21 protein-coding genes and 1 pseudogene are annotated in these 22,407 nt (G+C 69.6%); 7 read left to right on the forward strand and 15 right to left on the reverse strand.

Translation table 11 applies throughout. The annotated features are described in order from the left end of the window. Positions 1–5 precede the first annotated feature (5 nt). A complete protein-coding gene (locus H0523_RS12170) occupies positions 6–1,604 on the forward strand; it encodes a GMC family oxidoreductase (protein WP_054431890.1) in 1,599 nt (532 codons plus the stop codon). Positions 1,605–1,642: 38 nt separating this feature from the next. Here the strand turns inward: H0523_RS12170 and H0523_RS12175 are convergent, their stop codons facing one another. The 7 genes from H0523_RS12175 to H0523_RS12205 are packed head-to-tail and all read right to left on the reverse strand — an operon-like array spanning position 1,643 to position 7,291. Beyond that, entirely contained in the window at positions 1,643–2,746 is a 1,104-nt protein-coding gene (locus tag H0523_RS12175; protein WP_054431889.1) for a mandelate racemase/muconate lactonizing enzyme family protein, read from the reverse strand. Between the two features lie 13 nt (positions 2,747–2,759). Then, entirely contained in the window at positions 2,760–3,578 is an 819-nt protein-coding gene (locus H0523_RS12180) for a transporter substrate-binding domain-containing protein (RefSeq protein WP_054431888.1), read from the reverse strand. A 52-nt stretch (positions 3,579–3,630) separates the two neighbouring features. Then, a complete protein-coding gene (locus tag H0523_RS12185) occupies positions 3,631–4,362 on the reverse strand; it encodes an amino acid ABC transporter ATP-binding protein (RefSeq protein ID WP_020928765.1) in 732 nt (243 codons plus the stop codon). Further along, complete coding sequence (locus H0523_RS12190) at positions 4,346–5,005, reverse strand: amino acid ABC transporter permease (protein WP_020928764.1); 660 nt, start codon at positions 5,003–5,005, stop codon at positions 4,346–4,348. Before H0523_RS12190 ends, H0523_RS12185 begins: the two co-directional genes overlap by 17 nt. Before the next feature lie 10 nt (positions 5,006–5,015). Next, positions 5,016–5,699 (reverse strand): amino acid ABC transporter permease, encoded by a 684-nt coding sequence (locus H0523_RS12195; RefSeq protein ID WP_006387173.1) that lies wholly within the window; start codon positions 5,697–5,699, stop codon positions 5,016–5,018. Positions 5,700–5,721: 22 nt separating this feature from the next. After that, positions 5,722–6,954 (reverse strand): UxaA family hydrolase, encoded by a 1,233-nt coding sequence (locus tag H0523_RS12200; RefSeq protein WP_054431887.1) that lies wholly within the window; start codon positions 6,952–6,954, stop codon positions 5,722–5,724. Between the two features lie 10 nt (positions 6,955–6,964). Beyond that, a complete protein-coding gene (locus tag H0523_RS12205; protein WP_054431974.1) occupies positions 6,965–7,291 on the reverse strand; it encodes a UxaA family hydrolase in 327 nt (108 codons plus the stop codon). A gap of 249 nt (positions 7,292–7,540) precedes the next feature. Between H0523_RS12205 and H0523_RS12210 the strand changes: the two genes are divergently transcribed. The 3 genes from H0523_RS12210 to H0523_RS12220 are packed head-to-tail and all read left to right on the forward strand — an operon-like array spanning position 7,541 to position 10,080. Next, positions 7,541–8,311 carry an SDR family oxidoreductase gene (locus H0523_RS12210; protein WP_054431886.1) on the forward strand — a complete coding sequence of 257 codons (771 nt, stop codon included), beginning with the start codon at positions 7,541–7,543 and terminating at the stop codon, positions 8,309–8,311. Positions 8,312–8,348: 37 nt separating this feature from the next. Then, positions 8,349–9,203, forward strand: coding sequence for a fumarylacetoacetate hydrolase family protein (locus H0523_RS12215; RefSeq protein ID WP_054431885.1), 855 nt, complete (start codon positions 8,349–8,351; stop codon positions 9,201–9,203). A gap of 28 nt (positions 9,204–9,231) precedes the next feature. Further along, the gene (locus tag H0523_RS12220; protein ID WP_054431884.1) at positions 9,232–10,080 is read left to right on the forward strand and encodes an IclR family transcriptional regulator; all 849 of its coding nucleotides are present in this window, start codon (positions 9,232–9,234) and stop codon (positions 10,078–10,080) included. A 39-nt stretch (positions 10,081–10,119) separates the two neighbouring features. On the opposite strand, the gene H0523_RS12225 is transcribed toward H0523_RS12220, so the two are convergent. The 4 genes from H0523_RS12225 to H0523_RS12240 all read right to left on the reverse strand — a co-directional run bounded on the left by H0523_RS12225 (position 10,120) and on the right by H0523_RS12240 (position 15,157). Beyond that, on the reverse strand, positions 10,120–11,115 hold the full coding sequence (locus tag H0523_RS12225; protein WP_231689779.1) for an AraC family transcriptional regulator: 996 nt from the start codon (positions 11,113–11,115) through the stop codon (positions 10,120–10,122). A 140-nt stretch (positions 11,116–11,255) separates the two neighbouring features. Continuing rightward, positions 11,256–12,758, reverse strand: coding sequence for a fumarate hydratase (locus H0523_RS12230; RefSeq protein WP_054431882.1), 1,503 nt, complete (start codon positions 12,756–12,758; stop codon positions 11,256–11,258). Positions 12,759–12,770: 12 nt separating this feature from the next. Continuing rightward, positions 12,771–13,751 carry a Bug family tripartite tricarboxylate transporter substrate binding protein gene (locus H0523_RS12235; RefSeq protein ID WP_054431881.1) on the reverse strand — a complete coding sequence of 327 codons (981 nt, stop codon included), beginning with the start codon at positions 13,749–13,751 and terminating at the stop codon, positions 12,771–12,773. A gap of 50 nt (positions 13,752–13,801) precedes the next feature. Then, the gene (locus tag H0523_RS12240) at positions 13,802–15,157 is read right to left on the reverse strand and encodes a class-II fumarase/aspartase family protein (RefSeq protein ID WP_054431880.1); all 1,356 of its coding nucleotides are present in this window, start codon (positions 15,155–15,157) and stop codon (positions 13,802–13,804) included. 94 nt (positions 15,158–15,251) lie between these two features. Between H0523_RS12240 and H0523_RS12245 the strand changes: the two genes are divergently transcribed. Continuing rightward, the gene (locus H0523_RS12245; protein ID WP_231689780.1) at positions 15,252–16,004 is read left to right on the forward strand and encodes a GntR family transcriptional regulator; all 753 of its coding nucleotides are present in this window, start codon (positions 15,252–15,254) and stop codon (positions 16,002–16,004) included. Positions 16,005–16,030: 26 nt separating this feature from the next. Here H0523_RS12245 and H0523_RS32255 read toward each other — a convergent pair. From H0523_RS32255 to H0523_RS12255, 3 genes and pseudogenes are all read right to left on the reverse strand, one after another. Then, positions 16,031–16,153: pseudogene (locus H0523_RS32255) on the reverse strand (metal-dependent phosphohydrolase); the annotation flags it as partial. Between the two features lie 118 nt (positions 16,154–16,271). After that, the gene (locus tag H0523_RS12250; protein WP_156350120.1) at positions 16,272–16,751 is read right to left on the reverse strand and encodes a hypothetical protein; all 480 of its coding nucleotides are present in this window, start codon (positions 16,749–16,751) and stop codon (positions 16,272–16,274) included. A 786-nt stretch (positions 16,752–17,537) separates the two neighbouring features. Continuing rightward, positions 17,538–18,581 (reverse strand): alpha/beta hydrolase, encoded by a 1,044-nt coding sequence (locus H0523_RS12255; RefSeq protein WP_180180066.1) that lies wholly within the window; start codon positions 18,579–18,581, stop codon positions 17,538–17,540. Between the two features lie 169 nt (positions 18,582–18,750). Between H0523_RS12255 and H0523_RS12260 the strand changes: the two genes are divergently transcribed. Continuing rightward, a complete protein-coding gene (locus tag H0523_RS12260) occupies positions 18,751–19,938 on the forward strand; it encodes a serine hydrolase domain-containing protein (RefSeq protein ID WP_231689781.1) in 1,188 nt (395 codons plus the stop codon). Positions 19,939–20,002: 64 nt separating this feature from the next. Here H0523_RS12260 and H0523_RS12265 read toward each other — a convergent pair whose 3' ends face one another. Next, entirely contained in the window at positions 20,003–21,448 is a 1,446-nt protein-coding gene (locus H0523_RS12265; protein ID WP_054431875.1) for an HD domain-containing phosphohydrolase, read from the reverse strand. 157 nt (positions 21,449–21,605) lie between these two features. On the opposite strand from H0523_RS12265, the gene H0523_RS12270 reads away from it, so the two are divergent. Next, on the forward strand, positions 21,606–22,379 hold the full coding sequence (locus tag H0523_RS12270; RefSeq protein WP_054431874.1) for an alpha/beta fold hydrolase: 774 nt from the start codon (positions 21,606–21,608) through the stop codon (positions 22,377–22,379). Positions 22,380–22,407: the final 28 nt, after the last annotated feature.

Genomic DNA, 22,407 nt, shown 5'->3' on the forward strand with positions numbered 1-22,407 from the left:
AGACGATGGGCGACTACGACTTCATTATCGCGGGCGGCGGCACCGCCGGCTGCATCCTGGCCAACCGCCTGACGGCCGACGGCCGCCACCGGGTGCTGATGCTGGAAGCCGGGCACGAGGCGCGCAGCATGTGGATCTCGATCCCGGCGGGCTTTTCCAAGCTGCTGGTGAACCCGGACTACAACTGGCGCTTCGCCACCGAGCCGGAGGACAACGTCTACGGCCGCACCATCGCCGTGCCGCGCGGCAAGGGCCTGGGCGGTTCGACGCTGATCAACGGCATGATCTACGTGCGCGGCCGGCCGCAGGACTACGACGGCTGGGAGGCGGCCGGCGCCGCCGGCTGGGGCGCCGGCACCGCCGAGCGCGTGTTCCGCAAGATTGAATGCTATGAGCCGGGCGGCGAGACTCGCGGCAAGTCGGGCCCGATGCACGTGGAGGAAGTGGCCGAACGCTTTCCGGTGTCCGACGCCTTCCTGCGCGCGGCGCAGGAAGACGGCCTGCCGCTCAATCCCGACTACAACGCCGGCCGCCAGGACGGGGTCGGCTACTACCAGGTGGCGCAGCGCCATGGCCGCCGCTGGAGCGTGGTGGACGGCTACCTCAAGCCGGCCGCCGGCCGCAGGAACCTGACGGTGGAGTGCGGCGCGCACGTGACGCGGCTGCTGTTCGAGGGCAAGCGCTGCGTCGGCGTGGCCTATCGCAAGAACGGCCAGGAGTTCACCGTGCGGGCGCGGCGCGAGACGCTGCTGTGCCTGGGGGCGGTGCAGTCGCCGCAACTGCTGGAGCTGTCGGGCGTGGGCAGCCCAGCGCTGCTGCAATCGTTCGGCATTCCGCTGGTGCACGCGCAGCCGCAGGTGGGCGAGAACTACATCGACCACTTCGCCACGCGCATGAACTGGCGGGTCCGGAACACCGTGACGCTCAACGAGATGTCGCGCGGCTGGCGCCTGGCGCGGCAGGTGGCGCGCTACTACACCCGCCACAAGGGCATCCTGACGCTGGGCACGGGCCTGGTGCACGGCTTCGTCAAGAGCGCGCCGGACCTGCCGGCGGCCGACGTGCAGTATTTCTTCGTGCACGCCAGCTACGCCAACGCGGCCGAGCGCATTCTCGACCGCGCGCCGGGCATGACCATCGGCGTGGCGCAGCTGCGGCCGGAGTCGGTGGGCTCGATCCACCTGAAATCGGCCGACCCGCTGGCCGCGCCGTCGATCCGGCCGAACTTCCTGTCGGCGCAGGTCGACCGCGACAGCCTGGTGGGCGGCATGCGGGTGGCGCGGCGCATCGTGCAGCGGCCGGCCCTGCAGCGCTATATCGAGCGCGAGCTGAGTCCGGGGGCGGACGTGGACAGCGACGCGCAATGGCTGGATTTCGCGCGCCGCAACGGCCAGACCATCTACCACCCGATCGGCACCTGCCGCATGGGCGCGGACGCCGGCGCGGTGACCGATCCGCGCCTGCGGGTCAACGGCATTGCCGGCCTGCGGGTGGTGGACGCCTCGGTGATGCCGAAGATGGTGTCGGGCAACACCCAGGCGGCGGTGATGATGGTGGCCGAGCGCGGCGCCGAGATGATCCTGGAGGATGCCGCCGCCGCGTGAGAGCGGGTCGGCCCGCGTGGGCCGGCTGCCTCGCGCTTTCAACCGTGCCGGCTGCGGTGCAGGGTCAGCTTGCCGATGCGGTCCCAGTCCCAGGCGATGCCCAGGCCGGGCGCGTCTGATGGAATGGCGCGGCCGTTCTCGATGCGCATGCCGTGTTCGGTCACCATGTCCAGCTGCGGGATGTATTCCAGCCAGCGGCTGTTGGGCACCGCGCAGCACAGCGCCACGTGGATCTCCATCAGGAAGTGCGGGCACACCGGCACGTTGTAGGCCTCGGCCATGTGCGCCACCTTGAGCCACGGCGTGATGCCGCCGATGCGGCCCACGTCCACCTGGACGATGGAGCAGGCTTCGCTCTGCAGGTAGTCCTTGAACTGCGACAGGCTGTAGAGCGATTCGCCCACGGCGACGGGCAGGGTGGTGGACTGGCTCAGCCGGCGATGGGCCTGCACGTCGTCGGCGTGGATGGGCTCCTCGAACCAGGCCAGGTCCAGCGGCTCGAAGCAGCGCGCGCGGCGGATCGCCTCGGGCAACGAGAAACCCTGGTTGGCGTCGGTCATGATGTCCCAGTCCGCGCCGACGGCGGCGCGCACCGCGGACAGCCGCGCCACGTCCTCGGCCACGTGCGGCCGGCCGACCTTGATCTTGGCGCCGCCGAAGCCGGCCTCGCGCGCCTTGAGGGCCTCTTCCACCAGTTGCGAGGGCGGCAGGTGCAGCCAGCCGCCCTCGGTGGTGTAGAGCGGGATGTCCGCCTTGGCGCCGCCCGCCAGCCGGTGCAGCGGCAGCCCGGCGCGGCGCGCGCGCAGGTCCCACAGCGCGGTGTCGATGGCGGCCAGCGCGATCGAGGTCAGCGCGCCGACCGTGGTGGCGTGGACGCGGTACATCAGGTCGCGCCAGAGCTGTTCGATGTCGTCGGCCTCGCGCCCCAGGAGCAGCGGCGCCAGGTGGTCGTCCAGCAGCCGGATCACGGACGAGCCGCCAGTGCCGATGGTGTAGCTGTAGCCGGTGCCGGTGACGCCGTCGGCGTCGGTGATGCGCACGATCGGCGTTTCCTGGCGCTCGAAGCTCTGCACGGCGTCGGTGCGCCGGACCTTGGGCTGCAGGTCGACCTGCAGGATCTCGACGGAAGCGATGCGGGCCATGGGGTCTCCTGGATCAGCCGCCGGCCTTGCCGACTTCCTGCGGCAAGTCGACGCCGTGGAACTGCTTGTAGATGGTGTTCAGTTCGCCGCTCTTGAGATTGGCGCGCACCCAGCCGTCCAGCTTGTCCTTGAGCGCCGGTTCGTTCTTGCGCAGGCCGATGGCCAGCATGTTCAGGCGCATCACGAACTTCGATTCCATCTGCTTGGCCGGCGCCTTTTCGTTGATGGTGCGCAGCAGGGCCGGCGCGGTGGCGAAGATGTCGGCCTGGCCGCTGACCACGGCGGTGATCGAGGTGGCGTCGTCGTCGAAGCGGATGATCTGCGCGTCCTTGGGGGCGATCCGGGTCAGCTCGGTGTCGTTGGTGGTGCCGCGGGTGGCGATGACCTTCTTGTTGGACAGGTCGGCCGCGCTGGTCAGCTTCATGTCCCTGGGCGCGCCGACCACCGCCAGGATGGCGGCATAAGGCGTGGAGAAGTCGATGACCTTCTGGCGCTCGGGCGTGACCGACATGCTGGAGATGACGATGTCGGCCTTGCCGGTCTGCAGGAACGGCACGCGGTTGGCGCCGGTGGTGGGCACGATCTCCAGCGTCACGCCCAGGCCCTTGGCCAGCAGCCGCGCGGTCTCGACGTCGGAGCCGGTGGGGTTGAGCGCGGCGTCCTTCATGCCGTAGGGCGGCACGCCCAGGTCGATGGCCACGCGCAGCTTGCCGGCCTTCATGATGTCGTCGAGCTGGTCGGCGTGGGCGGCGCCGGACACGGCCAGGCCGCCGATCAGGGCCAGGCCGGCGAAAGCGGCGCGCAGCCGCGGCGGAAATACGGACTTGTTCATGCGGGTTGTCTCCATTGTCGTTGTCATCGGGCAGGGGGCGGGGCCGGCGGCCCTACAGTCCGCTGCCCAGGAACTGCCGCAGTTCCGGCGTGGCGGGGGCCGACAGCATGCTGGCCGGCCCCTGCTCCCAGACCTGTCCCTGGTGCATGAAGATGACCTTGTCGGCCACTTCGCGCGCGAACGCCATCTCGTGCGTGACCAGGATCATGGTCATGCCGTCGGCGGCGAGGTTTTCCATCACCTTGAGCACTTCGCCGGTCAGTTCCGGGTCGAGCGCCGAGGTCACTTCGTCGAACAGCATCACCTTGGGCTGCATCGCCAGCGAGCGGGCGATGGCCACGCGCTGCTGCTGGCCGCCCGACAGCTGCTCGGGATAGGCGTCGGCCTTGTCGGCCAGGCCGACGTGCGCCAGCGCCTGCATCGCCTGTTCGCGCGCCTGGGCTGGCTTGACGCCCTTGACCGAGCGCGGCGCCAGCGTGATGTTCTGCAGCGCCGTCATGTGCGGGAACAGGTTGTAGCTCTGGAACACGATGCCGACGTCCTTGCGCAGCGCGCGCAGGTCCAGCCCGTCGCTGTCGTGCAGCGCGTGGCCGCAGACGCGGATGGTGCCGGCGTCGGTGGTCTCGAGCCGGTCCATGCAGCGCAGCGCGGTGCTCTTGCCCGAGCCGCTCTTGCCGATGATGGCCGCGACCTCGCCGCGGTTGACGGAAAACGACACGCCGCGCAGCACGTGGGTGCCGCCGAAGCGCTTGTGGACCTGGTCCAGTTCAACGACGGGATGCATTGAGTCTCCTTTCCAAGGAACGGCTCCAGCGCGACAGCGGGTAGCACATGAGGAAGTACAGGACGGCGGCGCAGCCGAAATAGACGAAGGGCTGGAAGGTCGAGTTGTTGAGGATCTTGGCGTTGTAGGCCAGCTCCGGATAGCCGATCACCAGCGAGGCGATCGAGGTGTTCTTGATGATCTGCACCAGGAAGCCGACGGTGGGCGGGGTGGCGATGCGCAGCGCCTGCGGCAGCACCACCTTGGCCATGCGCTGCAGCCGCGACAGGCCCAGGCATTCGGCCGCTTCCCACTGGTTCTTCGGCACCGCCTGGATGCAGCCGCGCCAGATCTCGCCCAGGAAGGCGCTGGAGTAGATCGTCATGGCCAGGCCGGCCGCGGCCAGCGCCGACAGCTCGCCCAGGCCGAACAAGCTGGGGCCGAAGAAGCACAGGCCCATCAGCACCAGCAGCGGCGTGCCCTGGATCACCTGGATGTAGCCGGCGGCGGCCGCGCGCAGGGCGCGGCGCGGCGAGACGCGGGCCAGCGCCAGCAGCAGGCCGGCCAGGCCGCCGCCGGCGAAGGTCCAGGCCGACAGCTTGACGGTGCCCCAGGCGCCTTCCACCAGATACCAGGCGTGTTGTTCGGGAATGAAGAAAGCCATGGCGCGTCCCCTACAGCGGCGTGCCGAGCTTGCGCCGGCGCGGGAACACGACCTGGGCCAGCAGCCAGAACCCCAGCCGCATCAGCCACGACAGCGCCAGGTACACGCCCCACAGCACGATGAAGACCTCGAAGTTGCGGTAGGTGTCCGACTGGATGCGGTTGGCCACGCCCAGCAGTTCCTCGGCGCCCACCGCCGACATGATGCTGGAGGCCAGCATCAGCAGCACGAACTGGCTGGTCAGCGACGGATAGACCCGTTCGACCGCCGGACGCAGCACCACGTGCCAGAACACCTGCAGCCGCGACAGCGCCAGGCACTCGCCGGCCTCGAGCTGGTCCTTGGGGATGGATTCGATGCCGGCGCGCACGATCTCGCAGGTGTAGGCGCCGATGTTGATCACCAGCGCCAGCACCGCGCCCGCCATGATCGGCATGGTGAGGCCGGCGCTGGACAGGCCGAAGATGAGGAAATAGGCCTGGATCAGCAGCGGCGTGTTGCGGATCAGTTCCACATAGCCGCCGGCCACGGCGCGCAGCCAGCCCAGGCGGCTGTTGCGCGCCAGCGCGCACAGCGTGCCGAGGATGAAGCCCAGCACGGTGGCGCAGAACGACAGCTTGACCGTGACCCACGCGCCCTGCGCGAGCAGGGGCCACTGTTCAAGCACCGAGGCGAAATCAAACGTGTAGTTCACCGTCTCGCTCCCTGGGGCCGCGTCAGGCGGCGCGGCTCAATGGCAGGCAGGACGGGCCGATCGGCTCGAACGCCTTGTAGGTGAGGATGAATTCGCGGTGGCCCAGGTCCTCGGACTTGCTGGGCGCGCCGTTGGCGACCGCGCGGACCTGGGCATGGATCTCCTCGGCCACCTCCTGCAGCGAGCCGCGGCCCTCCAGGATGCGGCCGGCGTCCACGTCCATGTCCTCGCCCAGGGCGCGGTAGGTGTCGGGGTTGGCGCAGACCTTGATGACCGGGGAGACCGCGGAGCCCACCACCGAGCCGCGCCCGGTGGTGAACAGGATCACGTGCGAGCCGCAGGCGATCAGTTCGACGATCTCGGCGTTGTCGCTGATGTTGGGAAAGCCGAAGCGCGGTTCGCCGTCGGGCACCACGTCCAGCAGGTACAGGCCGCCGAAGGGCGGCACGTCGCCCGGCTTGATGATGCCGTCGATGGGCGAGGCGCCGCTCTTGGCGTAGGCGCCGAGCGATTTTTCCTCGATGGTCGAGAGACCGCCGTCGGCGTTGCCGGGCGCGAAGCTGCCGTGGCCCATGATGCTGTAGTAGCGCGCCGCCTTGTTGACGCAGGCCACGATCTCCTCGCCCAGCTCGGGCGTGGCGGCGCGGCGCCGCATGTGGAATTCGCAGCCGACCAGTTCGCCGGTCTCTTCGAAGATACAGGTGGCGTCCTGCGCGATCAGCATGTCGAAGGCGCGGCCCACCGCCGGGTTGGCGGTGATGCCGCTGGTGCCGTCCGAGCCGCCGCAGATGGTGCCGATCACCAGTTCGTCGATGCCCATGGGCACGCGCTGCTGTTGCGCCAGGTCCCTGGCGGTGGCGCGCACCCAGGCGCGGCCCTCGGCCACGGTGCTGCGGGTGCCGCCGCGCTGCTGGATGGTGAGGGTCTGGACCGGGCGGCCGGAGTCGGCGATGGCCGCTTCCAGCTTGCGCTTGTTCATGCTTTCACAGCCCAGCGACACCAGCAGCGCGGCGCCGACGTTGGGGTGGGTGGCGATGGCCGTCATCATGCGTTCGGCATAGGCGTTGGGGTAGCAGCCGGGAAAACCCACCAGGTGCACCTGCACGTCGCCGGCCAGGTCGCGGAAATCCAGCGCGATCTCGCGCGCCACGTGATGGGCGCATTCGACCAGGTAGGCGACGACGACCACGTTGCGGATGCCTTTGCGGCCGTCGGCGCGCGGATAGCCCTGCAGGGGCTGGGACAGATCGGTCATGGCGGAAACCTCAGTGCCGGTCGGTGAAGGCGCGGCCTTCTTCCAACGTGTAGGTGGGGGTGTAGTCGCTGTCGAGGTTGTGGGTGTGGATGTGGTCCCCGGCCGCGACGGCGGCGGTCAGGCTGCCGATGATGGCGCCGTACTTCAGGATCTTTTCGCCGGCCGGCATGGCGTGGCGCGCCAGCTTGTGGCCCAGGCCCAGCGGCGCGGCGATGACGGCGCTGCCGTCTTCGAGCTGCACGCGGGCGCCGGCGGGCAGGGCGTGGCGCACGATCAGGCAGTTGTCTTCGGGGGAAATCAGCAGGAGCTGAGGGTCCAGGGTGGCTTGTCTCGTCATGATTTTTTGTGTGTTGATGTTTTGCATATAAAAGCAAGTTTCATATTCGTGGTCAACACACGTTTGCCCTTGGGTGAGGAAAAAGGGGTTGAAATTCGGGTAATTACTGAGTTTTTCGGCATGTCGTCGGCTTGCGGCGCGCCATAAATCCCGTATATTTGTTTTTATGAATGAAATTTAATTTTCATAAGGCAAATGAAGGCGGCCATCCGGCCGGCACTCCAGGCCTATCCACCCACGGGAAGAGACATGACCCTACGTTTGCAGGACAAGCGGGCGCTGGTCACGGCGGCCGGCAACGGCATCGGCCGCGCCAGCGCCCTGGCCATGGCGCGCGAGGGCGCCCAGGTCTGGGCCACCGACATCAATGAGGCCGCGCTGGCCGACCTGGCGAAGGAGGCCCGCGCGGCCGGCCTGGACGGATTGCGCACCCGCGTGCTGAACGTGCGCGATGGCGCCGCCGTGGCCGACTGCGCGCGCGAGACCGGCGCGGTCGACGTGCTGTTCAATTGCGCCGGCTTCGTCCACGCGGGCTCGGTGCTGGACTGCGACGAGGCCGACTGGGACTTCAGCATGGACCTGAACGTCAAGACCATGTACCGCACCCTCCGCGCCTACCTGCCGGCGATGCTGGAACGCGGCGGCTCGATCATCAACATGGCTTCGGCCGCCTCCAGCGTGAAGGGCGTGCCCAACCGCTTCGTCTATGGCGCCTCCAAGGCCGCCGTGATCGGCCTGACCAAGGCGGTGGCGGCCGACTTCGTGGCGCGCGGCATCCGCTGCAACGCCATCTGCCCCGGCACGGTCGAATCGCCCTCGCTGCGCGAGCGCATCGCCGCCCAGGCGCGGCTGCAGGGCAACGACGAGGCCGCGGTGCGCGCCGCCTTCGTGGCGCGCCAGCCGATCGGCCGCGTCGGCCGGGTCGAGGAGGTCGCGGCGCTGGTGGTCTACCTGGCCAGCGACGAATCCGGCTTCACCACCGGTACCATCCAGGTTATCGACGGCGGCTGGTCCAACTGAGCCGCCGTCCCGCTTTGTTCCCTTTCAAGGATTCCGCATGAAACTCGTACGCTACGGCCAGCCCGGCCAGGAAAAACCCGGCCTGATCGACGCCCAGGGCGCGCTGCGCGACCTGTCGGGCGTGGTCGCCGACATCGACACCGCCGCCATCGCCCCGGCGATGCTGGCCAGATTGGCCAAACTCGACCCCGCCGGCCTGCCGCGCGTGGACGGCGCGGTGCGCTACGGCTGCCCGGTCAACGGCGTCGGCAAGATCGTCTGCGTCGGCCTGAACTACGCCGACCACGCCGCCGAGTCCGGCCTGCCGGTGCCCGCCGAGCCGGTCCTGTTCCTCAAGCCCAGCTCGTCGCTGAGCGGCCCGAACGACCCGGTGATCATCCCGCGCGGCTCGGTCAAGACCGACTGGGAAGTGGAGCTGGGCGTGGTCATCGGCAAGAAGGCCTCGTACGTGGAAGAAAGCGAGGCCATGGACTACGTGGCCGGCTACACCGTGGTCAACGACGTGTCCGAGCGCGAGTACCAGATCGAGCGCGGCGGCCAGTGGGACAAGGGCAAGGGCTGCGACACCTTCGCGCCGGTCGGCCCGTGGCTGGTGACGCGCGACGAGATCGCCGATCCGCAGGACCTGGACATGTGGCTGGAAGTGAACGGCCACCGCTTCCAGAACGGCAGCACCCGCACCATGGTGTTCGGCGTGAAGACGCTGGTCAGCTACATCAGCCGCTTCATGTCGCTGATGCCGGGCGATATCATCAGCACCGGCACGCCGCCGGGCGTGGGCCTGGGCCAGAAGCCGCCGGTCTACCTGAAGGCGGGCGACGAGATGCGCCTGGGCATCGCCGGACTGGGCGAGCAGCGCCAGGCCCTGCAGGCCTGGGTCCGCGCCGAATAAAATCGGGTTCCACTCCTTTGCCGCCGCCATGACCGCATCCAAGATTCCCGTTCCCGATCCCGCCACGCCCGAGGCCGACGCCGCGGACTCGCCGGGCGCGCAACGCTACGCCGCGCCCGCCCTGGAAAAGGGGCTGGACATCCTGGAGGCGCTGGCGGCCAGCCCGGCCGGCTACACGCTGGCCGAGCTGGCGCAGAAGATCGGCCGCAGCGTCAGCGAGATCTTCCGCATGGCGGTGACGCTGCAGCGACGCGGCTTCGTGCAGGTCGACGACAACGATCGCTACACGCTGACGCTGAAGATGTTCGAGCTGGCGCACCGTCAGCAGCCGCTGAAATCGCTGGTGAGCGTGGCGCTGCCGCTGCTGCGCGAACTGGCCAACCGCGCGCGCCAGTCTTGCCACCTGGCGGTCTACCAGGCCGGCCGGGTGGTGGTGATCGCGCAGGTCGACAGCCCCGAGCGCTGGTCGTTCGGCCTGAAGGTCGGCGTGATGATGGGGCTGACGGACACGTCCTCGGGCCACGTGCTGCTGGCGTTCCGCGACGAGGTCGAGCGCACCCGCATGCTGGCCGCCCACATCAAGGTGGAAGGCGAGCTGGAGTCCGACCCGGGCGAACTGTTCCCGATCCTGGCGGACGTGCGCAAGAATGGCTGCGCCTGCATGGCCAGCCGCCAGATCCGCGGCATCACCAACGTCGCCTACCCGGTGATGGGCGTGGGCAACCACGTCATCGCCGCGATCAACGTGCCGCACATCGAGCGCATCGACCGCAAGGAATCGCCCAGCATCGCCCAGGTGCAGGAGATCGTCGGCAACGTCGCCCAGCGGCTGTCGACCCTGATGGGCTACAGCGGCTACCTGCCGGAACAGAGCTAGGGGGCGACGCCCGCCGCCGCGGCTGACGACAGCGCCTGACTACAGCGCCCGCACCGGCACGCACAACTCGCACACGAAACGCCCGCTGGCCGGATCCTGGTCGGCGGGGCGGAAGCGTTCGAACAGCGGCCGCTCGTCGCATTGCAGGCCGCTGCCCGGCAGCCATTCGCGGCACAGCGTCATCCAGGCGTCGGCGATGCGCGCGGGCGGCGCATTGAACACGGCGGCGGCGTAGCGGCCGCCGGGCAAGGTCGTGACCAGCGCCTGGCCGCCTGCCTGGAAGCCGTCCGGCACGGCGACGCAGGCATCGTAGCGGCACCGGGCCGGCGCGGTGATGGCCGGATCGTCGTGGCCGACGCCGAAGCACTCGGCGTTGTCCAGGCCGTGCGACAGCATCCAGGGCTTGACCACGCCGCGCCAGAACTCGCCGATGGCAGGGCCGTAGGGGCCGATCTTGCGCAGGTAGGCGACGCGGGTCGCGGGCAGGTCGATGAGGCGGACTTCCATGGCGGGCTCGCTGAAGAAAACGGAGCCGTCATGGTCGCGGGATTGCCCGTCCGGCGCCTGACCGGGCTTGCGCTCGGCCTGATCAGGATTGCTGTCCGCGCCACGCCGGCGCAGGCGGCGCTCCTGGATGTCGGCCAGGCGGCGGGCGTCGGCGCCGGCGCGCCAGGCCGTGGGGGTGCAGCCGAACTTCTGCTTGAAGGCGCGCGCGAACGCTTCGCCGGAGCCGAAGCCGGTGGCCAGGGCGATGTCGAGCACGGCGTCGGCCGGACGGCAGCACAGCAGGAAGGCGCCGTACTCCAGGCGCCGGCGGCGCGCGTAGTCGCCCAGCGTCTCGCCCATCCAGGCGGCGAACACGCGGTGGAAATGGAAGCGCGAGAAGTTGGCCACGTCCGCCAGCTGCGCCAGGTCCAGCGGCGTATCCAGGTGGCGGTCGATGTGGTCCAGCACCCGGTTCATGCGGCGCGCGTATTCGGCGCGGTGCAGCGGGGCGGCGGTATCGGGCGGGAGGTCGGAAGCGGGTGGGTTCAAGGCCGGGGCGCGACGAACGGAACGGTGACCGGCCGATGCGGCCGGGCGCCCGGGGGGCGGGCGCCTGGCGGCACTATAGAAGATCGCGCCGCCGGCTGCACGGCGTGGCTGCTTCATGCAGCCGCCTCATGTGGCCAGCCTCAAGCGGCCTGGATCGGGATCACCGCATGCACCGAGCGGCCGCGCGCATCGATCGCCACCGTCACCGGCATGTCGCGCACCTCGAACTCATAGATCGCCTCCATGCCCAGGTCCGCGAAGGCGACCACGCGCGCCGCGCGCACCGCCTGCGACACCAGGTAGGCGGCGCCGCCCACCGCGCTCAAGTAGGCGCCGCCGTGGGTCTGGATCGCCTGCACCGCCAGCGGCCCGCGCTCGGCCTTGCCGATGGTCACCAGCAGGCCGCTGTCGGCCAGCAGGCGCGGCATGAACTTGTCCATGCGGGCCGCGGTGGTGGGGCCGGCCGGGCCGACCGCTTCGCCGGCCACCGGATCGACCGGGCCGACGTAGTACAGCGCGCGCCCTTGCAGCGGCACCGGCAGCGGTTCGCCCCGCGCCAGCAATTCGTCCATGCGCTTGTGCGCGGCATCGCGTCCGGTCAGCAGCCTGCCGGACAGCAGCAGCGTTTCGCCCACCTTCCACGACGCCACCTCGGCGCGCGTCAGGCTGTCCAGGTCGACGCGCCGGCCGCCGCTGGCGGGCAGGGCGTCCGGAATGCCATCCCACGTCGCGGGGTCCGGTTGCGGCCATTGCGCCGGCCCGCTGTCGGGCATGGTGAACGTCACGAAGCGGGTGGCGGCGCAGTTGGGCAGCAGCGCCACCGGCAGCAGCGCCGCGTGCGAGGCGGCGGTCGCGACCTTGACGTCGAGCACCGTGGTGTCGCCGCCCAGGCCCTGGGCGCCGATGCGCAGCGCATTGACGCGCTGGTGGACCTCGATCCGCAAGCGCTCGGCCGGATCGCCAGCGCCGCGCGCCAGCAGCTCGGGCATGTCGATGGGCGTGAAGAGGGCGCGCTTGGCCAGCGCCATGGCCTGTTCCGGCGACCCGCCCACGCCCAGCCCCAGCACGCCCGGCGGACACCAGCCGGCGCCCATGCCCGGCAGCTGCGCCACCACCCAGTCGGCCACCGAGTCGCTGGGATTGAGCATGGCGTAGCGCGCCTTGACGTCGCCGCCGCCGCCCTTGGCGACCACGGTCAGCTCCAGCCCGTCGCCTTCCACCAGTTCCACGTGCAGCACGGCGGGCGTGTTGTCGCGGGTGTTGCGGCGCAGCCCCAGCGGGTCGCGCACCATCGAGGCGCGCAGCGGATTGGCGGCACAGCCATAGGCGCGCGCCACGGCCCGGTCGGCCAGGGCCTGCAGGGTGGGCGTGGGGCCGGGGCCATCGGCGCGGATGCGCGCGTCCATGCCGAGCCGGGCATAGACATGCGCCACGCCGGTGTCCTGGCAGACCGGGCGCCGCGCCCGCGCGCTCATCTTGCTGTTGACCAGCAATTGCAGCAGCGCGTGGCGCGCGGCCGGCGCGGTTTCGCGGTCGTGGGCGGCCTTCAGTGCCCGCACGAAATCGGGCGGGTGCGTGTGGCTGACCGCCTGCAGGGCCTGGGCGATGCTGGTCTCGATATCGGAAGCGAGCAGGACGCGCATGATGTGGCGGGCCTATTGCAGCGTGATGCCGGCCTGCTTGATGACGCCGGCCCAGCGCTTGCCTTCGTCGGCGGTGAACTGCTGGAAGGCGGCGGGCGCGTACTGGCCCTCGGGCAGCAACTGGATGCCCTGTTCCACCATCTTGCCGGTGAAGTCATTGTCGGCCAGCGCCTTCTGCCAGGCGCGGTACATCGTCTGCACCACCGCGTCCGGCGTGCCCCTGGGTGCGTACAGGCCGTACCAGGTGGACACCTGGAAGCCTGGCAGCGCCTGCGCGCCCATCGGCGCCACATCGGGGAACTGCGGCATGGCGGTGGCCGAGGTCAGCCCCAGCGCGCGCACCTTGCCGCCGCGGGTCTGCGGCAGCGCGGTGTTGGTCTGGTCGAACATGGCGTCGACCTGATTGCCCATCAGGTCGTTCAGCGCCGGCCCGGCGCCCTTGTAGGCGATGGGCGTGATCTCCATGCCGGCCTGGCTGGCGAACATGGCGGCCACCAGGTGCGAGGTCGAGCCGACCCCGGCGTTACTGAAGTTGAGCTTGCCCGGATGCTGCTTGCCGAAGGCGATCAGTTCGGACACCGACTTGTACGGCGAGCTTTCGCCCACCAGCAGCACCAGCGGCGTGTCGGGGAAGCGGAACACCGCCTGGAAGTCCTTGGTGGGGTCGTACGGCAGCCGCTGGTACAGCGACGGCGCGGCGGCCATGTAGCCGATGTGGCCCACCAGGAAGGTGTAGCCGTCGGGCGTCGACTTGGCCGCCTTGGCCGCGCCGATGGTGCCGCCCGCGCCGCCCACGTTCTCGATCAGGATGGTCTGCTTGAGTTCCTGCGCGACGCGGTTGGCGATGTTGCGCGCCATCGCGTCGGTGGGGCCGCCGGCCGCGAACGGCACGATCCAGGTGATGGCGCGGTTGGGGTAGGTGTCCTGCGCGTGCGCGCCCGGGGTCAGGGCGAACGCCGCCGTGGCGGTGATCGCCGCCAGCCAGTTCTTCATGGTTTGTCTCCGTGGGTGTTTTTTTATCGGGGGAAAGCCGGCGCCGCGGTTCAGGCGGCGCCGGGGTTGAGATGGGCGCGCATGCGGTCCACCATCCGGGGCGCGGCCCCGAGGTAGTGGGCCGGATCGCACAGCCGTTCGATCTGGTCCGCGCCGAGCCGCTGCGCGACCCGCGCGTCCTCGCGCAGCACGTCGGCCAGGCGGCGGCGCGACGTGGCCGCCTCGCGGCAGGCGTCGTAGACCACGTCATGCGCGGTCTGGCGGCCGATGTGCGGCGCCAGCCCCATCATCACGGCCTCGGCCACGATCAGGCCGCCGGACAGATCCAGGTTGCGCGCCATGCGCGCGGTGTCCACTTCCAGTCCGCCGAGCATGAAGCGGGCCTGGCGCAGCGAGCCGGCCGTCAGCACGAAGGCCTCGGGCACGGCCGACCATTCGATGTGCCAGGGGCCGGTGGCGCGCTCGAAGTCCTGCAGCATGGCGTCCAGCGCCAGCCCGGCGTGCTGGCGCACGGTCTTGGACGCCGCCCACATCAGCTCGCACGAAATTGGATTGCGCTTCTGCGGCATGGTGCTGGAGGCGCCGCGGCCCTTCACGAACGGCTCGAACGCCTCGCCCAGCTCGTTGGTCATCATCAGCATGATGTCGACCGCGATCTTGCCCAGCGAGCCGCACACCAGCGCCAGGAACTGCACCGTTTCGGCCAGGCCGTCGCGCGCCACGTGCCAGGTCACCGGCGCGGCGCCCAATCCCAGTTCGTCCATCAGGGCGCCATGCACCGCCAGCCCCTGCTCGCCGAGCGAGGCCAGCGTGCCGGCCGCGCCGCCGAATTGCCCGATCAGCACCCGCGGCCGCAATTGCGCCAGGCGTTCGCGATGGCGCCGCAGCATCAGCAGCCAGACGGCCGCCTTGTAGCCGAACGTGATCGGCAGGGCGTGCTGCAGGTGGGTGCGGCCCGCCATGGGGGTGTCGCGGTATTCGCGCGCCAGGTTGTCGAGGATGGCGTCCAGCGCCGCCAGGTCGGCGTCCACCAGTTCCAGCGCCTCGCGCACCTGCAGCACGGTGGCGGTGTCCATGATGTCCTGCGTGGTCGCGCCCCAGTGCAGGTATTCGCCCTCCGGGCCGCATTGGCGCGACAGCTGGTGCACCAGCGGCAGGATCGGATAGCCGACGATCTCGGTCTCCTCGCGCAGCAGCGCCATGTCGAGGGCGGCGGCGTCGGCGCGGGCCTCGATGGCGCGGGCGGCCTCGGCCGGGATCACGCCCAGCCGGCCCTGCACCCGCGCCAGCGCGACTTCGGTTTCCACATAGCGCCGCACGGTGGCGGCGTCGTCGAACACGGCCCGCATCGCGGCGGTGCCGAACATGTCTTTGAACAGGGTGGATTCGAGGACCGAGACTGGCATAAATGTACGCTCTTAAAAAGTTGTACGTACATTTAAGCAGGGCCGTCGGCGGGCGTCAATGCCGGGGAATACCCGCGCCCGGGCAGCAGATAGAATGGAGCCTGTCGCATACACCCCCGGTTCCATGTCCATCTCGCTGTACACCCGCATCTCCGAAGAACTGGCACGACGGATCGCCGGCGGCGTGTATGCCGTGGGGGCCGTGCTGCCGTCCGAGAACGCCCTGGCCGAAGAGTTCGACGCCAGCCGCCACACCTTGCGGGCGGCATTGCGCCAGTTGCAGGACCTGGGGTTGATCGCGCGCCGGCGCGGCAGCGGCACCGTGGTCACGGCGGCCCGGCCCAAGGCCGGTTTCAGCCAGTCGCTGCGGTCGCTGGAAGACCTGGTGCAACTGGCCGCGCGCACGCCGCGCACCATCCTGCAGGTGCAGGAAATCGTGGCCGACCTGGAGCTGGCCGCGCGCCTGGGCGTCGGGCCCGGCACGCGCTGGCTGCGCTTCGCCTCCACCCGCGGCACGCCGGGGCAGGCGCCGGTGGTGTGGACCGAGCTGTACGTGGATGCCCATTACAAGGGCGTGCGCAAGCTGGCGCGCCAGCATCCCGACCGGCTGGTGTCGGAATTGATCGAGGAACACTACGGCCGCCGCATCGCGTCGGTGGAGCAGACCATCTCGGCCTGCGCCATGCCGGCCGCGGTGGCGGGCGAATTGCAGGTGACGCCCGAGTCGCCCGGCCTGCTGATCCTGCGCCACTACAAGGACCAGGCCGGACAGATCGTGGAAGCGTCGTGCTCGTACCATCCGGCCGGGCGCTACGAGTTTTCGACGACGCTGATCCGCGAGCACTGAGCCGGTTGATCCCGGCGCCGCCGCGCCTACACCGCGTACACCACGCGGTGCGCTTCGGTCGGCAGCGGCAGGTCCCAGCGGTGCAGCATGCCCAGCAGGGTCTTGTTCGGCAGCGACGTGTCGCGCCGGGCGTTGCGCCGCAGCAGCTCGGGTGCGCTTTCCTAACACCAAGACTCTGCCCCGGCCTGTCTAGCAGTCCCCGTTGGACGGCCTTTTTTTACCGCAGCCTGAGACTAGTCTTTTTTTTAATACTCGTATGCCTGCGCATTACCCCAGCAACATGAACGGCAGATCGCCGAATCCCCAAATCAGCGTTCCGATCAGAAACAGATATAGCTCAACATAGTGAAATCGCTGCGAGAGTGCGCGATTTGCCTTATCAAGGATAGCTCGTGAGTCCCGTTCAATTTGATCGAAAATTTGTTGAATTTGCTGCTCGGTGAACTTGAACTCTTCCTTTCGAGCCAACAAGTCAGCTTTCTGTTCGGCCAGCGGCTTCGCCAATGCATCGGGGGCGGCAAGTAGTAGGCGAGCTGGGAGATCGATGGAGGCGAACCACACGGCCACAGCCGTGATCAGAGCGCCGGACCGCGCAAACCAGGTTCCATCTTTCAGCAAGAAACTTAGGAAGATGCCCGAGATTCCGGCAACGAGGCTCCAGAACAAGGCCTTTTTTTCAAATCGAGTTATTTCCATTTTGCAGCACGTTATGTGTGTGTAGGCCAGCGCAAAAAAACTCCAATCCATTAGATCGGATCATACAAAAGAGAATTGTTTTTAATGGCACAGAGGAATAAAGCGTCCTGTTTACCATACCTTATTCGTTGATGGCTTGAGAGATTCGCGAAGCAATAAGGAGCGAATGCGTCATGCAGTACTGCATGCCACGCCTGGATCTAAAGCCGCGAGCATACCGATATGCAGATTGGTAGGTGTCTGCGCCAGGTATGCGGAGACAACATTGCACTGGCACGCATCTGATGTTTATTTAATATGATGTGCTTGATGTGCTGGTATGTTGAGTTGCGCTCGCGAACCATTTTGCTCCGGTCTGATTTTTTTCGGCCGTAGCTATACCGCCTGGAAATGCAGCGAAAGTTCGCTGCAAGAGTTCATCACGTTCGGTCCGCCCGGACCAAAGCTGCACAGTGGAACGTGTGACGGGTAGGCAGACAAGCAGCGCACACGCCCGCAGCGGCGCTTCGAAAAATTACAGTGTGCCCACCGCTTGGTCAGTGGTAGGCGCCGGTCTTTTAACGACCGACGCCTTCGCCAGGCAGGCGCAACGAAAGATCCAACTGAGGCTCCACTTCACCTGCTAAGTCTGGGCGGATTGCGCAGGGCGAATACATGCGCGCAGAAACCCGGTGTCATGGGTTTCTCCTGGAAAGGCGGTAAAGCCAACAACACGGTCTTGCGGGGAAGGACGCGGATGGATGTGTTGCGCTTTCGGAATTGCGTCTGCCGTGCGGGGGGGGGCAAGGCGGGAGAGTTCGAACAGCGAAGACGTGTTGCCCGGCGGACACGCGGCCGTCACAGCCGCGTCACCTGCAGCACCGCGTCGGCGAAGGCCTCGGGCGCTTCCTGCGGCAGGTTGTGGCCGATGCCGCCGGTGACGTCGACGTGCCGGTACTTGCCGCTGAACTGGCCGGCGTAGGCGGCGGGCGCGGGGTGCGGCGCGCCGTTGGCGTCGCTTTCCAGCGTGATGGTCGGCACCGCGATCTTCGGCGCCACGGCCAGGCGCCGCTCCAGGTCGTCGTAGCGCGCCTCGCCCTGGGCCAGGCCCAGGCGCCAGCGGTAGTTGTGGATGACGATGGCGACGTGGTCGGGGTTGGCGAACGCGCGGGCGCTGCGCGCATAGGTGGCGTCGTCGAAGCGCCATTGCGGCGAGGCCAGTTGCCAGATCAGCTTGTTGAAGGCGTCGACGTTGGTGGCGTAGCCGGCCGCGCCGCGCTCGGTGGCGAAGTAGAACTGGTACCACCACTGGAACTCGGCCTGCGGCGGCAGCGGCTTGCGGTTGCCTTCCTGGCTGCCGATCAGGTAGCCGCTGACCGACACCAGCGCCTGGCAGCGTTCGGGCCAGAGCGCGGCCATGATGTTGGCGGTGCGCGCGCCCCAGTCGAAGCCGGCGATCACGGCCTTGCCGATCTTCAGGGCGTCCATCAGCTCGATGATGTCGACCGCCACCACCGCCTGTTCGCCGTTGCGCGCGGTGTCGGCCGACAGGAAGCGGGTCGAGCCGTAGCCGCGCAGGTAGGGCACGATGACGCGGTAGCCGGCGGCGGTCAGGCGCGGCACGACGTCGATGAAGCTGTGGATGTCGTAGGGCCAGCCGTGCAGCAGGACCGCGACCGGGCCGTTGGCCGGACCGGCGTCGACGTAGCCGATATCCAGGTCGCCGGCGCGGATCTGGCGCAGGCCGCTGAAGGCGGCCGCGCCGCTGGCGCGAGGGGCGGTGGGCGCGGCGCCCTGGGCGCGTGCGCTGGCGCCCAGGCCCAGGTTCAAGAGGCTGGCGCCGGCCAGGGCCGAGGTGGTGCCGAGCAGGCGGCGGCGTTGGGTATCGATGGGGTCCGGCATGGCGGGTCTCCGAGAAAGGGAAGTGACAGGTTGTGGTGCCGTTGTAGCCAGGCGCGCGGACCCGGGGGTGTCGCAATGTACGGCGCGGGCGGGCAGATACATTGGGACTTGAATCTCGACCGCGCGATGCCTGTTGTGCAATCGGCGCGGACTTGGCATGATCCGCGCCATGGCTACGGACCCGACCTCCCGCATCACGCGCCCGCGCGCACGCCGCCCGGGCCGCGCCGCCTGGCGGCTGGCCCTGGGGCTGGCCGCGCTGGCGGCCGCCGCCTATGCGGCCACCGCCGTGATGGAGATCCCGCCGCCGCACACGTTGTGGCGGCTGGAAGTGTCGGCGCCGTCGCGCCGCGGCGATCTGTTGCCGGCGCGGGTCGTGCCGGCCTCGGCCACGCCATCCGTGCTGGCGGCCAGCGCGTGGCCGCCGCCCGCCACGGTGCCGTGGAAGGGCGCCGAAATCCCGTTCGAGCAGTTCCTGCAAAGCACCGCCACCAACGCGCTGGTGGTGCTGCGCGACGGCCAGCTGGAATACGAGTGGTATCGGCCGGGCGTGCGCGCCACCGACACGCAGTCGTCATGGTCGATGGCCAAGTCGGTGGTGTCGCTGCTGGTGGGCCAGGCGATCGCGCGCGGCGAACTGCGCGAGGACGACCGCCTGACCGCGCTGCTGCCCGAACTGGCGGGCGCGGGCGACTACGACCGCGTCACGCTCGGGCATCTGCTGGACATGGCCTCGGGCATCGACGTGTCGGAGAACTACCGGGCCTACTGGCCCTTCACCGGCACTGCGCGCATGTACCTGACGCGCGACCTGGCCGGCTTTGCGCGCGATCACCGGCGCATGCATTTCACGCCGGGCAGCGACGGCGACTACCGCAGCATCGACACCCAGCTGCTGGGCATGGCGCTGACGCGGGTCACCGGCAAGCCGTTGGCCGACCTGCTCGCCGAGCGGCTCTGGGGCCCGATGGGCGCGGAGTCCGCCGCCACCTGGAACGTGGACCGGCCCGGCGGCGTCGAGAAGGCTTTCTGCTGCCTGAACGCCACGGCGCGCGACTTCGCCCGGGTCGGGCAGCGCGTGCTGGAGTCCGGGCAGGGCGGCGGCCTGGTGCCGGCCGCCTGGGTGGCGCGCATCGCGCGTCCCGCGCCGCATCCGGTCGATGGCTGGGGCTACGCCGCGCAATGGTGGCAGCTGGACCCCGCGGGCGGGCCGGACTTCGCGGCCGTCGGCATCCACGGCCAGTACCTGTACGTCCATCCTGGCCGGCGCGTGGTGATCGTCAAGCTCAGCGACTACGGCGAGAACCAGGACGAGCGGGAAACCTACGCGGTCCTGCGGGCGATCGCCGATCGTTGAGCCGGCGCCGTGCCGGGGGCCTGGCCGATCACTGCCTGCCGGCCGCGCCGGCGCGTGACGCCGGCTACAGCAGGCCCGAGGTCAGCGCCTTGAGCGTGGCGGCCGCGCGGGTCGAGCATTCCAGCTTGCGGAACACGCTCTCGACATGGGTGCGCACCGTGCTGGGGCTGATGTTCAGGGCGCGCGCCGCTTCCTTGTTGCTGGCCCCCAGGCTGATCTGCCGCAGCACCTCGAGTTCGCGTTGCGACAGTGGCGAGACGGCGCGGCGCGGGGCGGCGGTCTCGCCGCCCGCCGCGGCGATGGCGGCCTCGGCCACGTCGGCGTCGTAGCGGCCGGCGGCGGCCTCCTGGCGCAGTTGCCGCGCCGCGTCCGCCAGCGCAAGCGCGGGACGCCAGGGGCGGTCCTCGAGCAGCGCCTGCAAGGTCACGCAGGCGGCCAGCACGCGCTGGGGCAAGCCCAGAGCCGCGCCCGCCGCGCCGCGGAAATAGCCGCTGCCGTCCAGCCGTTCGTAGGCATACGAGGCCAGTTCGGCGGCCTCGCTCAGGCCCTTGATCTGGCGCGCCGCGCGCGCGGTCCAGTAGGGCATCAGGCGCACCTGCTCCCATTGGTCCGGCGACAGCTTGCCGGCGGTGTTCCACAGGCGGTTCGGCAGCGCGGCGCGGCCGATGCCGTGGACCAGCGCGGCGGCCTGCAAGCGCGCCTCCGTCGCCGCGTCCAGGTCGAGCCGCGCGGCGGTGGCCACCGCCAGCGCCGCCACCCGGCGCGAATAGCCGGCCAGCCAGGGCAGCTTGAGTTCGGCCACGTCGGCCAGCAGCGTCAGCGCGGCGGGCGCGCCGGGGCGGCCGCCGGCCAGGTTCCAGTCGGCGCCGTCGGGCGGATCGGCGTCGATCCGGTCGAGCCAGGCCGGGCCGTGGCGCACGGCCAGCGCGGCGACGTCGGCGGGATACTTGGCGCCGGCCTGCTGGCGCAGGAAGTCCAGCGCGCTGTCGCGGCCATGGGCGCGGCTGAGGATCTCCAGGTCGCTGGCGGCGTTGACGATGAACGCCAGCGGCGAGACGGCGTCGCCGCCCAGCGCCTGCGGCATGCCCTTGCCGTCGTGGCGCTCGAAGGCGTGGCGCAGCCCGGCCACCACCGCGTCGGGCATGCCCAGGCTGACGGCGACGTCGCCGGAGATCTCGCAATGGATCAGCGCCAGCGGCACGATCAGCGACTGCGTGCGCGCATCCAGCGGCGGCAGGGTCTGCGCCATCATGGCCTCGCGCGAGGCGATGTCGTCGCCCAGCAGTTCGGCGAAGCCGCCGGCGTTGGCGGTGCAGCCGGACCAGCGCAGCAGCGCCACCGCGCGGGCGTGGTCCTGGCCGGCCGCATCCAGGCCGTGCGCCGCGGCCAGCAGGCCCGCCAGGCAGGCGGTGCGGCGCGAATGGTCGGTGGCGCGGCCCATGCTGAGGTCGCCGATGAAGGCCATGGCCAGCACGGCGTCGGTCAGTTCAATGGCGCTATCGGCGATCATGGGGACAGGCGGGGCGATGAATGGGGGCGGCAGGAGAGGGCGGGAAGGCGAGAACCGGCGCATCGGTCAATCATCCGATACCGCGCGACCGGCGGGAAAACGACACTGGCGTCAACCAAGCGCCACGTCGGCGTTTGATCCCGAAAAAGGAATCTCCATGAAGCGCCATATTATCGCAGCCTCCCTCCTGGTCGCCGGCCTGTTCGCCGCGCCCGTCTCGCAATCGTTCGCCGCCGAGCCGGCCGCCGCGCGGCCGTCCGTCGTCATCGTGCACGGCGCCTTCGCCGACGGCTCGGACTGGGCCAAGGTGGTCGCCCTGCTGCAGGCCAAGGGCGTGCAGGTGCAGGCGGTGCAGAACCCGCTCGAATCGCTGGCCGGCGACGTGGCCGCGGCCAACCGCGCCATCGACAACCAGCCCGGCAAGGTGGTGCTGGTCGGCCATTCGTGGGGCGGCACGGTGATCACCGAGGCCGGCAACCATCCCAAGGTCGCCAGCCTGGTGTACGTGGCCGCGTTCGCGCCCGACGCCGGCCAGTCGGTGGCGACGCTGACCGAAGGCACGCCCAAGGCGCCGGGCTCGGACAGCATCGGCGCCGACAGCCACGGCTGGCTGAGCCTGTCGGCCGCCGGCCTGGCGCGCGATTTCGCGCAGGACGTGCCGGCCGCGCAGGCCAGGGTGATGGCGGCCACGCAGGGTCCCATCAAGGCCAGCGCCTTTGGCGAACCGGTGTCGACCGCCGCGTGGAAAACCAAGCCGTCGTGGTTCGTGGTCAGCAACCATGACCGCATGATCCTGCCGGCGCTGCAGCACCAGATGGCCAAGCGCATCGGCGCCAAGGTCACCGACCTGCAGACCAGCCACGTGCCGCAGCAATCGCAGCCGGAGGCGGTGGCGCGGGTGATCCTGGACGCGGTGGCCAGCGTGAAGTGAGGGCTGTGACCGCCCGGTGACGTGACAT

Origin of the sequence: Achromobacter insuavis (assembly GCF_902859645.1) — a bacterium.
Lineage (GTDB): Bacteria > Pseudomonadota > Gammaproteobacteria > Burkholderiales > Burkholderiaceae_B > Achromobacter > Achromobacter insuavis.

Bases quoted from the DNA above. Each gene is read 5' to 3' on its own strand.
- H0523_RS12170 (WP_054431890.1), top strand. From the start codon at position 6: ATGGGCGACTACGACTTCATTATCGCGGGCGGCGGCACCGCCGGCTGC.
- H0523_RS12175 (WP_054431889.1), bottom strand. From the start codon at position 2,746: ATGGCCCGCATCGCTTCCGTCGAGATCCTGCAGGTCGACCTGCAGCCC.
- H0523_RS12180 (WP_054431888.1), bottom strand. From the start codon at position 3,578: ATGAACAAGTCCGTATTTCCGCCGCGGCTGCGCGCCGCTTTCGCCGGC.
- H0523_RS12185 (WP_020928765.1), bottom strand. From the start codon at position 4,362: ATGCATCCCGTCGTTGAACTGGACCAGGTCCACAAGCGCTTCGGCGGC.
- H0523_RS12190 (WP_020928764.1), bottom strand. From the start codon at position 5,005: ATGGCTTTCTTCATTCCCGAACAACACGCCTGGTATCTGGTGGAAGGC.
- H0523_RS12200 (WP_054431887.1), bottom strand. From the start codon at position 6,954: ATGACCGATCTGTCCCAGCCCCTGCAGGGCTATCCGCGCGCCGACGGC.
- H0523_RS12205 (WP_054431974.1), bottom strand. From the start codon at position 7,291: ATGACGAGACAAGCCACCCTGGACCCTCAGCTCCTGCTGATTTCCCCC.
- H0523_RS12210 (WP_054431886.1), top strand. From the start codon at position 7,541: ATGACCCTACGTTTGCAGGACAAGCGGGCGCTGGTCACGGCGGCCGGC.
- H0523_RS12215 (WP_054431885.1), top strand. From the start codon at position 8,349: ATGAAACTCGTACGCTACGGCCAGCCCGGCCAGGAAAAACCCGGCCTG.
- H0523_RS12220 (WP_054431884.1), top strand. From the start codon at position 9,232: ATGACCGCATCCAAGATTCCCGTTCCCGATCCCGCCACGCCCGAGGCC.
- H0523_RS12230 (WP_054431882.1), bottom strand. From the start codon at position 12,758: ATGCGCGTCCTGCTCGCTTCCGATATCGAGACCAGCATCGCCCAGGCC.
- H0523_RS12235 (WP_054431881.1), bottom strand. From the start codon at position 13,751: ATGAAGAACTGGCTGGCGGCGATCACCGCCACGGCGGCGTTCGCCCTG.
- H0523_RS12240 (WP_054431880.1), bottom strand. From the start codon at position 15,157: ATGCCAGTCTCGGTCCTCGAATCCACCCTGTTCAAAGACATGTTCGGC.
- H0523_RS12245 (WP_231689780.1), top strand. From the start codon at position 15,252: ATGGAGCCTGTCGCATACACCCCCGGTTCCATGTCCATCTCGCTGTAC.
- H0523_RS12250 (WP_156350120.1), bottom strand. From the start codon at position 16,751: ATGGATTGGAGTTTTTTTGCGCTGGCCTACACACACATAACGTGCTGC.
- H0523_RS12255 (WP_180180066.1), bottom strand. From the start codon at position 18,581: ATGCCGGACCCCATCGATACCCAACGCCGCCGCCTGCTCGGCACCACC.
- H0523_RS12260 (WP_231689781.1), top strand. From the start codon at position 18,751: ATGGCTACGGACCCGACCTCCCGCATCACGCGCCCGCGCGCACGCCGC.
- H0523_RS12265 (WP_054431875.1), bottom strand. From the start codon at position 21,448: ATGATCGCCGATAGCGCCATTGAACTGACCGACGCCGTGCTGGCCATG.
- H0523_RS12270 (WP_054431874.1), top strand. From the start codon at position 21,606: ATGAAGCGCCATATTATCGCAGCCTCCCTCCTGGTCGCCGGCCTGTTC.